11 protein-coding genes are annotated in these 13,953 nt (G+C 39.9%); 7 read left to right on the forward strand and 4 right to left on the reverse strand.

Annotated features, from left to right (window positions below; genetic code table 11):
- Nucleotides 1-82: 82 nt before the first annotated feature.
- From MF4836_RS23650 to MF4836_RS35150, 3 genes are all read right to left on the reverse strand, one after another.
- Complete coding sequence (locus tag MF4836_RS23650; protein ID WP_078472326.1) at nt 83-412, reverse strand: hypothetical protein; 330 nt, start codon at nt 410-412, stop codon at nt 83-85.
- 48 nt (nt 413-460) lie between these two features.
- Nucleotides 461-1,462 (reverse strand): DNA adenine methylase, encoded by a 1,002-nt coding sequence (locus MF4836_RS23655; protein WP_078472327.1) that lies wholly within the window; start codon nt 1,460-1,462, stop codon nt 461-463.
- A gap of 147 nt (nt 1,463-1,609) precedes the next feature.
- A complete protein-coding gene (locus tag MF4836_RS35150) occupies nt 1,610-2,176 on the reverse strand; it encodes a hypothetical protein (protein ID WP_153050264.1) in 567 nt (188 codons plus the stop codon).
- A gap of 792 nt (nt 2,177-2,968) precedes the next feature.
- Between MF4836_RS35150 and MF4836_RS23660 the strand changes: the two genes are divergently transcribed.
- The 3 genes from MF4836_RS23660 (at nt 2,969) to MF4836_RS23675 (ending at nt 9,471) form a co-directional block, all read left to right on the forward strand.
- Nucleotides 2,969-5,641 (forward strand): hypothetical protein, encoded by a 2,673-nt coding sequence (locus tag MF4836_RS23660; RefSeq protein WP_238596183.1) that lies wholly within the window; start codon nt 2,969-2,971, stop codon nt 5,639-5,641.
- A gap of 59 nt (nt 5,642-5,700) precedes the next feature.
- Entirely contained in the window at nt 5,701-8,277 is a 2,577-nt protein-coding gene (locus tag MF4836_RS23665; RefSeq protein WP_238596184.1) for a hypothetical protein, read from the forward strand.
- A 942-nt stretch (nt 8,278-9,219) separates the two neighbouring features.
- A complete protein-coding gene (locus MF4836_RS23675; RefSeq protein WP_078472330.1) occupies nt 9,220-9,471 on the forward strand; it encodes a hypothetical protein in 252 nt (83 codons plus the stop codon).
- On the opposite strand, the gene MF4836_RS23680 is transcribed toward MF4836_RS23675, so the two are convergent.
- Nucleotides 9,468-9,866, reverse strand: a complete 399-nt coding sequence (locus MF4836_RS23680) for a hypothetical protein (protein WP_078472331.1) — start codon at nt 9,864-9,866, stop codon at nt 9,468-9,470. The genes MF4836_RS23675 and MF4836_RS23680 overlap by 4 nt on opposite strands.
- 287 nt (nt 9,867-10,153) lie before the next feature.
- On the opposite strand from MF4836_RS23680, the gene MF4836_RS35155 reads away from it, so the two are divergent.
- The 4 genes from MF4836_RS35155 (at nt 10,154) to MF4836_RS35170 (ending at nt 13,884) form a co-directional block, all read left to right on the forward strand.
- Nucleotides 10,154-10,417: a hypothetical protein gene (locus MF4836_RS35155; protein ID WP_153050265.1), complete on the forward strand. Its 264-nt coding sequence runs from the start codon at nt 10,154-10,156 to the stop codon at nt 10,415-10,417.
- Between the two features lie 108 nt (nt 10,418-10,525).
- Entirely contained in the window at nt 10,526-12,373 is a 1,848-nt protein-coding gene (locus MF4836_RS35160) for a hypothetical protein (RefSeq protein ID WP_153050266.1), read from the forward strand.
- A gap of 530 nt (nt 12,374-12,903) precedes the next feature.
- A complete protein-coding gene (locus MF4836_RS35165; RefSeq protein ID WP_153050267.1) occupies nt 12,904-13,155 on the forward strand; it encodes a hypothetical protein in 252 nt (83 codons plus the stop codon).
- Nucleotides 13,156-13,203: 48 nt separating this feature from the next.
- Nucleotides 13,204-13,884 carry a hypothetical protein gene (locus tag MF4836_RS35170; protein ID WP_153050268.1) on the forward strand — a complete coding sequence of 227 codons (681 nt, stop codon included), beginning with the start codon at nt 13,204-13,206 and terminating at the stop codon, nt 13,882-13,884.
- The last annotated feature ends 69 nt before the right edge of the window (nt 13,885-13,953 follow it).

The raw sequence follows: 13,953 nt of genomic DNA on the forward strand, positions 1-13,953 counted from the left end.
TACTCCAACGAATAGCGTATGTACGTGTGAGCGTAGCGAATCTTGGGAGTTCAGTAAAAAACCGAAAGAGCAGAATCACGCCTTACTCTATGAAAAAAGATAAAGTCTTGAATTCATCCTCATACTCCAGCTCATATCTTTTAATAGCCACATTCCACTGCCTTATACCATCCGATCTTAAATTAGAAACCTGCCCAAAAACCCAATCAACATAAACATATTCAATAGTATCTACATAAATGAAGACACAGGTTTCATCTGTTAAATAGATTTGTACACATTCACTATCTATCACATCAACCCGCGTAACCTTTTTCTCAAATCTTCCATTATCAACTATCAATCGAAATTTGTTCTTTTCGACAAACAGGCAAAATTCTTGAAACTTATCTTCAGCAGTTTTAACACTCATAGTGAATACCTAATTACCACCAGCCGAATTACTGATGGGCGTTCCTCATCAATTCTTATGCAAGACGTGAAGGTATTCAGTCACGTAAATTTCATTGGCAGCTTCTTTACGTGATTTGAATTTCTTGTACTGCATTTCTTTTCTTTCGTATGTTCCAAAGCAACTCATCACATCGGCAATCAGCTCAACAGGCATGATGCTTTCGTTTGAATAGCTCATGACCAGGTATTCAAAATTGGCTGTCTCAACAAGCCGCCTAAACTCACCCTCGACCTTCGGCCTACTAGCCCATGCTGAAACGTTCCGGCCTTCAGGCCGACCGCTGATCCCATGGATCGTAGGATGCTCGTTCTGCGCAATGGTGTTGAGGACGTGGTAAGCATTGCTGTACTGCATGGACGTGTACGGAGGATCGAGGTACAGAACGTCACCACTAACGCGCTGCAACAGCTCGTTAGCGTCTGCCAGGTACACCTCATTGCTTGCCACTGGCTCTTTCAGGTCGAACCCTCTGAACTCAATGGGTTTAAGCGAAGCAGCAGTGAATTTCTTGAGGAACGATGAGTACAGCCCAGTGGTGTTGCTCACCCTGTCAGCAGCCTCTAGGACAGAGCAGAGGCAGTAGTAGAACTGCCCATCAGTCAGCTCTCCATTTCCATATAGCTCGTACACCAGAGACACCCCAGCGTCGATCCTCATAGCGTTGGCATTGGTGAAGAAGGTACGGCCACCAGCTTCGCTGTAATTCTGAAAAATGAAGCCTTCAACATCATCCATGGCGTGGTTCATGTAGTCGATAATCGGCTGACATTCGTAGACGGTCGAAGGATCATTGTTCAGCAGGTTTTCCAAGGTCGCATATGAGTAGTACTCCAGATCATTAGCTACGACCTTGAAACGATTTTTGAAGTGATTCGCTACCCGTCCTGACCCGCTGAATAGGTCACACAGAACAATCTCATTTGATGGCTTTGAGATTGTAGAAACGCATTCATTAACAACAGAATCAATAAAGCCCAATAGCTTCGTTTTAGACCCAAGGTATTTCACAAGCGCACAGAGCGGCGCACATCGTCAGAAGTAACGTGTGGAAAAGACTTTAACTTTTCTGGTATGCATTGCAGTATTGTTCAAAACTGCTTTTAGAAACGTGAAAGCGCTTCAGTTAATGCATAAGATGTAAGCAAGTATCAATTGTTATGCGGGTTTAAATCGCTGATATAGACTTTCATACTCATCAGGTGTGTAGGCTTTAACAAAATGACCCCCACCGACATCTATAAATCCCTGCTCTGCCAAGCTAGGGCGTTCTGAATACCCCCAAAGCATAAGACCTATATCGTTAATCCATCGTTCTTCATTGAGGCTACACTCACCTTTGTAAGCGCTCACAACCAATGGTTTTACTCGATTCGAAATACGCGTGAGAATTACTGCACACGAAAGCATTTCACAGCACAACAAATGCGAAATTAAACAACTTTTAAATCTATCCAATAGAATTGGAACAATACGATGAGGTACACCATTCAACGTATCAAATCTAAAAACCAAAACCATGTCAGTTTTATTCGTTATTTCAAAATTAAACGCCTCAGAATCGCAACCCCAAACTTCACGTTCGGAGTTACCACCTAGTGATGCAATCTTTTCAAAATCAAAATAATACCTACCTCCATCTTCGCTAAAACAAAAATCAATTATTTCATTTAAATCGCCCTTGCTGCAGTGAATCGCAATCTCATTTCTAAAAATATTAGCCATTTGGAAATACCGGGTACGCCTCTCAGAATGAGATAGCGGAAAAGACTTTAACTTTTCTGGTTCGCACTGCTGAAATCAATCAGCGTTTAGAAATGGGCTATTTCAGATAGTGCGATTGGTACAATTACTTACTGGTAATACCGTTGAAGCTTCGCATAGTGCTTTCACGCCAAGGCATTTCCATAACCACTTGTTTTTCGAATCCCGTTGATTCGATGAAGCGAACTTTAATGATTTTAAAAACATTGTCAAACAGCCAGAATCTAGAAAAAACAGATTTTTATTTAGCCAAAAAATCTTAAATCCAAAATGATGATTTTGATAAATAACAGATTGAGGCTCACACATCGCTGCAGCTCTTAGTTTCTCGGGGCTAGAAGTCATTTAAGAAAAGGAAATGACCTTTTTGGAAAAAAATAAAAATCGGATTTTTAGGGAAACGCTGTTCTCCCCTACCGTTTCTGATAGTCAAACTCGATCAGGTGCAAGGAAGTCGATTAAAACGATTTTAAAAAAATATGCAAATCACAGCTTGGGAACAGTGAAAAAGGCAACCTAACAACGTCTGATCTTTCTCACAGCTCACCAGGAGCTTGCTTGTCTCCCCGGCACAGTAGGCCACAAGCTATCCAATGTGATGGGGTAGGAAGCAGAGCGAGAGCTACACACTGCCTATCCAAGGAGGGTGGAAGATCCACCAGGAGAATGGCAAATGGGTAAAAAAGGCAATCGGCTTATCAGCCGAAATCACGAAGCCAAATGGTATAATTTAGAAAACCAAACCTATTACTAATGCGTCAATTAGCTCTCGCCATTCTTCTATTGCCATTTCTGTATATGTCACAAGCATCTGCAGCAGAATGTGGATTCAAATCAGATAACAAAACAGTAGATCCTAATTCATCAACTCTTTGCCCTGAAAACATCGCCATTAAACTAATGAGCAGTTCCGTTGGCGAAGGGGTTCTTCTTCTAAGCAATGATCAAGATACACAATACGCAAAGATCCAGGAAACAAAAACAGATTCACAGTTACGTTTTGATGAAGCGAATCAAGATCATTTTATAAGAGACAAGCAATACACAAGGGATTTAGCTTCCTACCTAATAATTGCCATATTTATTATAATATGGTTAATCATGGCGCTCAAAGCTTGGAAAACGGGTGAATTTCATGACTCAAAAAATGATCATGGAGAACAGGTAAAAGCCAGATATAGCTTCTTGAATAACCTATTCATAGCAATAGCGGCGGTAGGGATATTTGGGCTAGGGATGGTCGGACAGAAAAACTCTTTATCCATAGCAGACGCAGTAATTATAAGGCTTGACGTAACATCTGAGATCGCAAAGCAGAAATTCATACAAATGGTAAGTTGGGTTAGACAGAAAGGATATTTGGAAACAACGGTTAAAGACTCTGAAACAGGCGTTGTAGATGATGTGACAAAGGGACAAGCCGCTTTTACGGCTTCGGCATTGTCAAACCAATTAATTTCAAAAGCCATTGTCGCGAGGCTTTCAAGTCAACTCTACAACGACATTTTCAATAAGAATTATTCTTCGAATTGGGTTGTATCGAATTCGCTATCTGACATCTCTAAACAGGAAAACAATACCTTCACATTTAAGAAGTTTAGCGATAACGGAGAGCTATTGTTCAAGCTTGATCCAGTGACCGTATTCAAATCAGAGCTTGATGCAGGTGCAGCAACACCTTATCTAAAGGAAGTCAGATACAACGAAAGGTTCAGGGACGAAGCTGACATTGGCACAGTAGAAGCTACTGCAAACCAGTTGAGAAATGAACTGCGTAACGGTCCATTTGAAAACAAGAAGGCTGAATACGAAGACATCAAAAACAACGTAATGGTGATGTTCTATAAAGACACTAGAGCAAACACCTATCTCAAAGAATTACCAAACGATTTTAAGCTAGCAGACGATGTTGCTGTGACAGTCTTGAATCTGGTATGTGCAGAAAATAAACAACTGCGCCTTTCCGCAAAAATCTACATAGATGCACATAAAGGCATTGGGGCAAGAGGCACGGGCTCAATTGAATGCGTGGGAAACGACTGGCAAGTGATGGGCGAAGACCCAATAGCGACTTACAAAACAAAGCTCTACGAAACAAGAAAGAAACTAGAAGACACTTATCGTGACAGAATTTTAGCCTTCAACGATGCGTTCAGCACGGCTTTAGAAAGTCCTTCGATCCTGGACCAGTTGAAAAAAATGATTAAAGAGGGGGAGCTAAATTTCTATTTCAATTACCAGAATCTTGTTGAAGAGACTACTTTCACGAGCATCAATCAAAACCTATTCAACACCAAAGTCTTGCAAATTTCAGAAAGGAAGGCAGTGGATTTCTTCATAGATGACGAATGGGCACGAGCGCACGGATATGAAGCTGACTATAATAACCGGGTCAACATCAGCCAATACGTCAGAAATTATTTCTTAAAGACTGACCGTGCAACATTGCCAACTATCACTGATGCAGAAGCTATTACTCAGAAGCTGATCTTCGATAATGGTACGTCTGCTGGAATGCACAATGACTTCGAACAGGGCGCGGGAATAGGCTTTGAATTGCCTTCTACTGCGTTAAAACGCTGCAAGCTATCAGTTACCCACCCAATCAAATGTTATCAATTGTACGCAACCAGCTTAAGCAATACGGCTAGTGATTTGAGAGCCTTCGGATTGACTCTAGCTATTACAGGACAAATCGCTAACGATTATGCCAAGTCAAAGATTGAAATGCCTAAAACCGATAGCGCAGCTAACATTGGAAAGCCAAATAAAATCCAAGCTGGAAGCTCATTAGCACAGACAGTAACTTTCATAGCAGCAGGTATTGGTTCAAGCATTGTGTCTTTGAGCCTGACACTTGACATGATTAGTAATGGTTACAGATTTTTTCTTATCTCAGTAACTATATTGCCGTTCTACACAATGTCGGTCACACAAAAATACTTTGTTATCGCGCTCATCAAATTCTCACCATTCTTCCTTTTCGCTTTCGTGAGGCTGAATGACGCTGACAATTTCGCAGCAATGCGCAGGAATATTTTTGCGTTTGCAGTGGGCATTGCAGTTTTCCCTATACTGCCTATTATTGCATATACAATAAATTGGGAGGTCATCAGGGTCGTTTTAGTATTCACAGATGCATCATTCTATTACGAAAGAGGCGGTATCTTTGACAACATTGTTGGATTCTTTATTGAGTGTATAAGACCATTCATCGTGACATTGGTTTCGACAAGCATTTGCCTGCACTTTATGCAAAACACCCTTAAATTACTCAGAGGACACATGATGTTTGCAGAAGCGGGAATCAAGGTTATAGGTTGGATGATGACTATCGTAAACGTTTTATCGATGGGCTCAATAGGTATGATTAGTAAGTTAAGCACGGGATTTATTTCTTCTATAACATCTTACAAACGAAGGTGATTATGAGTCATTAAGAATGGGTTGAAATGGTATAATACTTTAAAACAAGCCCACCTTTAATGAAATTCTCAACTTATGCATTTCTGCTTCTACTAACCCTATTCCCACAATTTGCTAATGCAGAGTCTATTGGCTCTAAAGCAACGGCATACATCCAATCTCAAACAGATGAAGAAAGAAGGTCTGGATTCACAGAGCCAGTATTAGACTCATTGTATGGCTGTGAAATGACACAGAGCATTGCTGAAGGAACAGAAACTGGCAAATATAACTGCATTGGAAAGAACAACAAGTTTAATAGCGGCGTATCCAAGATAGTAAATCCGTCTATCTGGAAAATGCTCACAGTGATTACCACTCTTGCGTTTTTAATTATTAGCAGGTGGTTTTATATTAAAGTATTTGCCGCAGCTTCTCAAAAAATGAACGAGAAAAACTCTGCATTAACGGCCACATTAATCACCTTACTATTTTATGCTTTTGCTTTTCCCGTTTTCGTGAATGAACAGGATATTAGATACAATTTATTTACAAAGCTAGCGATAGGGACGTTTTACAAAGCTCACTCCATAGCGGAATATTATTTATTCAAAGATGCTCAACAAACCAAAATTGAATACCCAAAGCGCTTTATCCCCGCTGTGAATTCAGGTGGACCAGCTAACGAGTACAACGCGATTAGCTTTCAATTGTGTACGTCGAGTATGTCAGAGCAAGAAGCCTCAAAAAAACAAAAAATCATCTTCAACTTTAACGAGTCTACAGGTGAATTCTCAGCCTTTCACCAAGTGGGGAGCTGCATACTTGATCTCAGCTTCACAATCGACATGAATACCGAAAGCATTGCAAAACGTTATGGCTTATCCAGCTATGTGGATAAATCGATTGAGACAATGAAACGAATCATTGAGGAAGAATATATTCAGAAGGCACAAGGAATCGCTGAGAACGTAATCAAGGCAGGTAAACCTAGATTGGGAGTACCTGACACATACACACAAGGTCAGCTCGTTTGCAGTGACGAAGAGAATTTCAATCTCAGCGGTATGAGCCCCAATAGCATCAAAGACTACGCCTACGACGCCGCAAAATGCATGCACGGGCGCGTGATTGACGACCTTAATAAGGTTCCAGGATACACAGAAGCGTTGATGCCCAAAGACCGAATGGTAAGAGTTTGCTCAACTGTTGACCACAGCGCCGGGTTAGAAACCAGTTTAGATCGTGATGCCAACTCAACAACCTTTACCAGCAATGCGACTCTTGAATCTACGTTGAGAGCGTGTGCCGAAAGGGCTTGTGCAAATGACTCAAGCCCTAAGAACTGTGCTGACTCACTGAATTTTTACAACCTATATTTCAAAAACAGATACATGACCAATCCCAACATGGTGACTTTCTTTGCGAAAATATTGAATACCGATTTCAAAAACACCCTATTCTCTGGCCCAGGTGAGCAGTTAGCATCAACGCTAAAATTAGACATGTATCAATCATCAAGCATACTCACGTCTGAAATTAAGGATAAAGAAGCCTTTACTGTTGAATACGAAAGGATTCAGTCGAATATTAATTTACAGTACTTCATAAACAATAGTCTTGATGCAAGTCAGTTAACACCAGTTGCAAAGGACTGGGACACAGCATTTTTGAAATCCATTACAATCGGAAATGACGGTCCTTTAAGTATAGATAGAGTGGTTGACTGCTTGCAGTACTCTAGCTCAACGTCCCCTAGCGGCAGAGAATGTGGTTCTGTGTTTTTAGAAATTGAAGGCTTTGGGCAAAACCTTCTAGCAGTAGGTATGATTATAAAAGCAGAACTCAGAGTAAATGATGCGATCAGAAAGAACACGTTTAGCAGAACCAAAGAGGCAGCAGGATTAAACGCTAGCAAGAATGTAATAGAGCTTGCATCAAGCTTCTTTGGATCATTCACAGGTAAGATTGCAATCCTTGCAACAGGTATAACAGCCACAACAGGCTTCAATGAGATCTACAACCCCGTAGGATTAAGCGTTGGCCCTGAAGCTCTCATAGCGCTAGCTATAATTGTCAAGGTTCCGCAAATGGCTGCCTTCCTGGACACTTTTGCAAACTCCCTGATTTTGGGTGGAAACGCTTTGATTTGGGCAATTCCTCTTGCAATTGTACTGAGTGGTTTGAGTGTAATATATACATCTATAAAATCCACGATAGGTTTTTCTGTCACGGCCCCGACTACAATTCTTCAAAATATCAATGGAACTACAGTTGACAAGCATACGGATATATTCAAATTCATCCAAGAATTGTTTTTACTTTTTCTCTCAATAACCTGCTATGCCGTGATGCTTTACCACTCTTTATGGTACATAAAAGCGTTATTTATCTATAAAGTTATCGACATAGAAAAGATAACCGGCAGTTTAAATATCGGATACAGAATCACCGGAATTGGCGACATTTATTCAACCCTGATGGGAATCAGCATCTACCTTTGTATTGTCTTAATGTTATGCATTCATATAATTCGAAGATCAACCAAAATCAAAGAATTCATAGGAGTGATTCTATATTCAACGGAAAGTAATCTTCCTGAACACGCCCAAGGAATAGAATTCTCTTCAAGCAAATTCGGAAAAAACAATATATAAATTGGCCTTATGGCCAATTTGAGATTGTGCAGATGCTATAATTAGGAAAACAACCTAACACTATAATGTCAATCAAATTATCAAAAAATGAATCTCAGTATTCAGATGAAGAGAAAAGCGCTATTCAGCAACAATTCGATTATGCAATGAGCCAATATTGTGAAGTAGACAACCTCTACAAAATAGCAAAATTGACGGCGCTATTTTTCCCATATGGATTATTAGCGACTTTCTTTCCAATACGAAGGCTAATGCAAGCAGATCACAGCCTTTTTAGGTATTGGATGATTCTGCCAACTTTGTTGGTTATCACGTTCATTTCAGCAAACATCTATGTTTGGTATGCTTATTTTTCTGTTCGTAACACACCTATCTCTGACATATTCCCCTTCCACTTAGTAATCATCTGTTCGATTTGTTTATGGACAATCGGATTGTTCGCACAGAAGATTTCAAAAGTAGCGTGGCTAATCAGAGAACTCATCTATTACAAACAAGTCAATCGTTACAATCACTATAAACGAATCGTAGCTAGCCGCTTCACCACGTCAGGAATGAAAGGTCTATTCAATAAATTTGCAGGTAGGATTAAATAAAGCGCAATGCCTGCGGCAAATGGCAAGCAATAAAGCTCAACCCATTTTCCATTGACTACCATCACACTGAAAAGCCCGTGAATAAACCCAAAAAGCCTTTTGCTTTGTACCGCCGAACCATTCAACGAGAATCTACTTATCCAATCAAATAAGCCATACCAGGTGCTACTCGCGTCAGCGGATGCTCTACCAGGTACTCAACCTTCCCTAGGCCGTCCCTAGGCCGTCCCTAGGCCATTCCGAACAGAATCCGAATGCCTCTATTACCCCGATAGAATCTGTCCAAGTCCAGGGAGCGCAGGGCCAGTTATACTACTTAATAACGCAGGTTCAGGGAGTTGACCGTATGGACAAGGAATTCAGCTACAACCCTTTAATTCCGTGCATTGTGCTGCGCAACGGCCAAGACGTTGGGGCAATGGTGGACGGGAAGCTCTACAGGTTCGATTCCAGCCTCACTGCGCAGAACCAGCATGCAGAAGCAGGATTCCTTGTGGATAACGTCCTATTTCAGCATGGAGAGCCTATAGGTCACCTTGAGGGCCGAAGGCTCATCATTGATAGCGGTAGTGAAATCCTAGAGCTGGTGGAAGCCTAAACGCCCTTCTCTGCTCCATTGGTAAGCTGACTCAGTGCAGCATCGAGTGATTCCAATAGGCTCTGTGAGTAGCTGACTGCAGCAGCTAGAGCCACTTCTGCAAAGCCCGTATCAACGTCTACGAATTTCTCCATAAACGCCCTGCAGTACTCCTGCCATTCCCCATCCTCACCCAAGCAATAAAGCCCAAAGCAGCAGGCGATGATCTGGTGTACGTGCATAGCATTCCTCGCCGTCTCCCCTTGTGTCCGTAGAAAGGCTTCGCGGTCATCAGAGACCGAGAATTCACGGAAAGCTTGTAGGTGTTGGTTCAGGTTCAAGACACACACAGACACGTCAAAATCAAGCTGAATGCGCTCCCTTGGGTTGTACCTGTTGCGGATCGGTCGAGACATGTGAAAGCGCCCTGGATGAAGTCGATCTGATCCTACCTCCAGATCTCGCAGCGAAGCCACTTAGGAATCACAGAAAGCAGAAAGCGAAAAGCCCGCACGATTGCGGGCCTCTCTAAAAACAAACCTAACTAACAAGCAGCGGACTTTACTAAAAGATGAACAACTTGCTGCTTGCCTTTACAGTTTAACATTTATATTTACAAATAAAGACAATAAAGATTTTTTTAAAAGAATTTGATTTTCTTATTTTAAATGCTACTATTTAAAAATAACAAACCTTTACTAAAATGAAAATCAGATTATTAACCTTTGCAGCTTTAGCGTTACTTTCGAGTTTATCCAATGCGAATTACTCAACTCAAAACAAATCAGGAAAACTGAATATAGATGAACAAAACCTGATTGAGACCACAAGACAAATTGTTGACTCAGTGGGTTTCGTTGATATGGATGCACAATCACGTTCTTTTTTAAGCACGGATTTCAAAGGAATTCCAATTGAAGATTATGAAGACACAAACGATTACGACGCCCATATAGACGCTTCATGATTAATCACTTATCAATTAGAGCCTCAACAGAGGCTTTAATTTTTCCCACAGGAAAAATATGCAATTGGCAAAATGGTATAATTAAGCTAATAAACAAACCTTTAAATCATGCAAAAATCTCTAATAGCTTTATCAACACTAACCCTTGTGTTGAGTGCAAATACTGCTTTTGCAATTACACAACAATCTGAAACTAAAACTGAATTTTGCCCCATAAATTACATAGGAAAAATAGTAAGTTCTAGAACGTATAATTTGTATGCAGACGGTACAAAAGATAACTATTCAGATTGGACAAAAACACAGGATACCTGCGTTTCAAGGCAAACAGAATCAGAGTGGAAATCATGCCCACAAGCAAATTACGTGGGTCAAATCGTTAACGAAAGAACATATGATTTGTATTTGGATGGCACAAAAAACAACTATTCTGCTTGGGTTAAAACACAAGATAGCTGTCAATTGATGAATACAAAAACCGTTGAAAATTATAATTGCGCAACGAAAGCCCCATCTTATCCGCTCGGCTTTACATTAGAAACATGGACTAGAACGGTAAAAGACGGCATTGCGACAGATTGGAAATTGAATAGATTTTATCCAATAGAAAACTACTGCTATAAAACGGTAACTGAAACCAAAAACCCTACCTGTTCCGCAGGCTATTCAGGGCAAATGACGCAATCAAGAACGTATGATTTATTAGCATCGGGCAGCACAAAAAATGATACAGGCTTCATCACAACGCAAGACACATGTTTAAAAAATGAAAGCCAAAATGACGAATGCACAATAGATACGTCATCAATTCAAAACGGTGCGTTCACTCTTAAAGGCTCATATAACACCGGTTTTTATTGGGGGAAATATGGAATACATGCTGTGATGGTTCCAGTTCCCGGCACTAGTTTTACTCAAAATGGTTATACATATTACGTCGGGGCACACAGTGGAGCGGATGTTTACGGAATATGCAGAAAGCCAGATTTGGCTTTTAGCTATTATGGTTATGACAATTCAAAATCTTTATGCCCTTCTGACAAGCCTTTAGGTGTAATCAATACACAACAAAAATATGAGGTTTGGACTGATGGTTCAATCAGAAACAAATCGGAATGGTACGAAACATCAAATACTTGTGAAGCGATTAAAGCGCAAACAGTTGAAGTCAAACCCGGCAGCGAAACTGTAAGCTGTGATAGCTATTACGGAGTTCAAGCAGGAACGTACAGCGGGAACGTAACAAAAACGGGCGACAACATCACAATCTTTGACCCAGCATCAGGAACGACTAACACAACGTTTCAAACGAAAAGCGAAGACACAACATCATGTATGAAAGAAATCACAGCGACTACAAAAGAAATCATTGAAGAAGATTGCCCTGCTGGCTTTTCAGGAAAAATCACCTCGTATTTAATAAAAGCCGAAGGCGCGAATGGCAGCGTTTATCCGTATGGAACAACCCCGATTTTAGAATCTAATACATGCATTGCTTCATCTACGGATACTGAAACGCCAGCAGAGGCAGCAAAACAACAAAACACTGTATTATCAAATTTAAGCTTTACCACCACCTCAATTTCTAAAAGCGACTTGATAATAAACGAGCTTAATAAAATTAATACATCAAATCCAGAAAGAAAAAGTTACATCATGAATATCAATGCTGATGATTTGAGCGTTTCTGCTTTTGATAAAAACAAAATCACCAATCTTGTAAAGACTTTCAAAACAAAGCTTGGGAGTCAATCAGCAAACGTAAAATTAGTATCTGTACCAAACAATTTAGAAAAATACATTGGTCAAAATGGCTTGACGATGGACAAAATCAAGAATGAAAAATTGGCTATGACAGGCTCAACAATTGACGGCGGCACAGTCACTGTTAAGTACCTTTCTCTTACCAACACGAAGCCCGCGCAATCGAGCTTCACAGTCAAAGTGTTTGATTGAATCCAATCACCAACAGAAGCCCTACGGGGCTTTTTTTGTGCCTTGAAATCACCACCATGAGCCGTCCTAACCTTACCCACCATAAAGGCACACCCCAACCTGTGAAAGCTCTCAAATCAATCGACAGCCATCCTAATTAGGAGTTCTGCAATTTTTTTGCTTACGGGCTAGTTTGCAAAACCAAAATGGTATAATTCGATTAACAAACAACCCTTTACTAAAAATGAGAACAACATTAGTCCAAACCATAAAAAGATTAAACTTAAGATCCGACACCAACCCAATCTATTTGACATTCAATCTATGCATTTGCATATACTTATCAGCCCTTACACTCCCACTCATAAAAGAAGCTTTGAAATTAGGAGATAGAAACTCTATATACTTACTAATCCTTCATTATTTATTCATGTGGAGCTTCTTAACGGCGTTTTTTTTACCTTTCCCTCTGTATAGCCTATTTATTTAATTTATGTAAGTTATTTCTGAAAACCCGCATACATGAAAATCATATTTTAAGAGGGCTTTCGATGTCAGGGAAAAATCTAAAAGATCCTAAATTAATATTAAAAATCTCGAGAGATTTTATAAAGTACAACACCAAAACCGATGCTTTGTTTCTAGCAAACAAAAAATCCGAACATAAGAAACAATTTAAAAATCGAATAGAAGACAGAGAACACTTGAATAAGTTTCATGAAGATTTAAGAGAACAAGAACACCTAAATAGCCTTGAAGTAAAAAGAATTCATGATGAGTATAACGCTTCAAATAACAAATAACTTTGCAACCACTGAATAAATGATAACGCCATAAGGCGTTATTTTTATATGCGCAATCCGTCCTTAACTCAGAATCCGCGACTTGCCAAATGCTATAATTCGATTAACAAACAACCCTTTACTAAAATGAGAACAACATTACTCCAAACATTATCAAGAATGGAAACAAGAGAGAACGGCGCCCTTAATAAATCATTACTCCTTGCCACATTTCTTATAGCTTTTATGTTCCTGACTTACCTCATACAAGCTGCATATTTTCAGAAATCATTGATTCCTTTGCCTAGCGACCCTGTTGAAGCTTTTCATATGCTGGCCTTCGAATCTTTATTTCAAAATTTACTATTTTTTGTTTTTTATTCAATGGGTGTTGTTTTGTGCGGAACTATTTTCTTCATAGTTTTGCACTTAGAATCACTCTTCAACTTGTTTAGTAGAACGCGCAAATATGAAAATAGATGCTTGCGCAGATATACCAAATCAGGGATAGACCTGAATGAGCCCAAAGTGAGATTAGAAATATCTGAGAGTTTCAGAGAGAACAATTCTAAAGACGATGCCTTATTCATTGCCGACAAAAAGGCTGAACGCGAGAAAAATTTAAGACAGATTATAGAACATCAACAAAAGACAGAAGAACTCGATAGAGATCTCAGAAGGCTTGAAAACCTACATAGACTTCAAGTAAAAAGACTTTATGATGAACATAAGGCTTCAAGAAACATATAACCTGTCACTACAGATTGAATGATAACGCCAAAAGGCGTTATTTTTATTGTCAGAATCCGTTCTTAACTC

The sequence above is a fragment of the Pseudomonas sp. MF4836 genome (assembly GCF_002018875.1).
GTDB lineage: Bacteria > Pseudomonadota > Gammaproteobacteria > Pseudomonadales > Pseudomonadaceae > Aquipseudomonas.

Coding starts and splice junctions, on each gene's coding strand:
- MF4836_RS23650 (WP_078472326.1), bottom strand. CDS start 412: ATGAGTGTTAAAACTGCTGAAGATAAGTTTCAAGAATTTTGCCTGTTT.
- MF4836_RS35150 (WP_153050264.1), bottom strand. CDS start 2,176: ATGGCTAATATTTTTAGAAATGAGATTGCGATTCACTGCAGCAAGGGC.
- MF4836_RS23660 (WP_238596183.1), top strand. CDS start 2,969: ATGCGTCAATTAGCTCTCGCCATTCTTCTATTGCCATTTCTGTATATG.
- MF4836_RS23665 (WP_238596184.1), top strand. CDS start 5,701: ATGAAATTCTCAACTTATGCATTTCTGCTTCTACTAACCCTATTCCCA.
- MF4836_RS23675 (WP_078472330.1), top strand. CDS start 9,220: ATGGACAAGGAATTCAGCTACAACCCTTTAATTCCGTGCATTGTGCTG.
- MF4836_RS23680 (WP_078472331.1), bottom strand. CDS start 9,866: ATGTCTCGACCGATCCGCAACAGGTACAACCCAAGGGAGCGCATTCAG.
- MF4836_RS35155 (WP_153050265.1), top strand. CDS start 10,154: ATGAAAATCAGATTATTAACCTTTGCAGCTTTAGCGTTACTTTCGAGT.
- MF4836_RS35160 (WP_153050266.1), top strand. CDS start 10,526: ATGCAAAAATCTCTAATAGCTTTATCAACACTAACCCTTGTGTTGAGT.
- MF4836_RS35165 (WP_153050267.1), top strand. CDS start 12,904: ATGTCAGGGAAAAATCTAAAAGATCCTAAATTAATATTAAAAATCTCG.
- MF4836_RS35170 (WP_153050268.1), top strand. CDS start 13,204: ATGCGCAATCCGTCCTTAACTCAGAATCCGCGACTTGCCAAATGCTAT.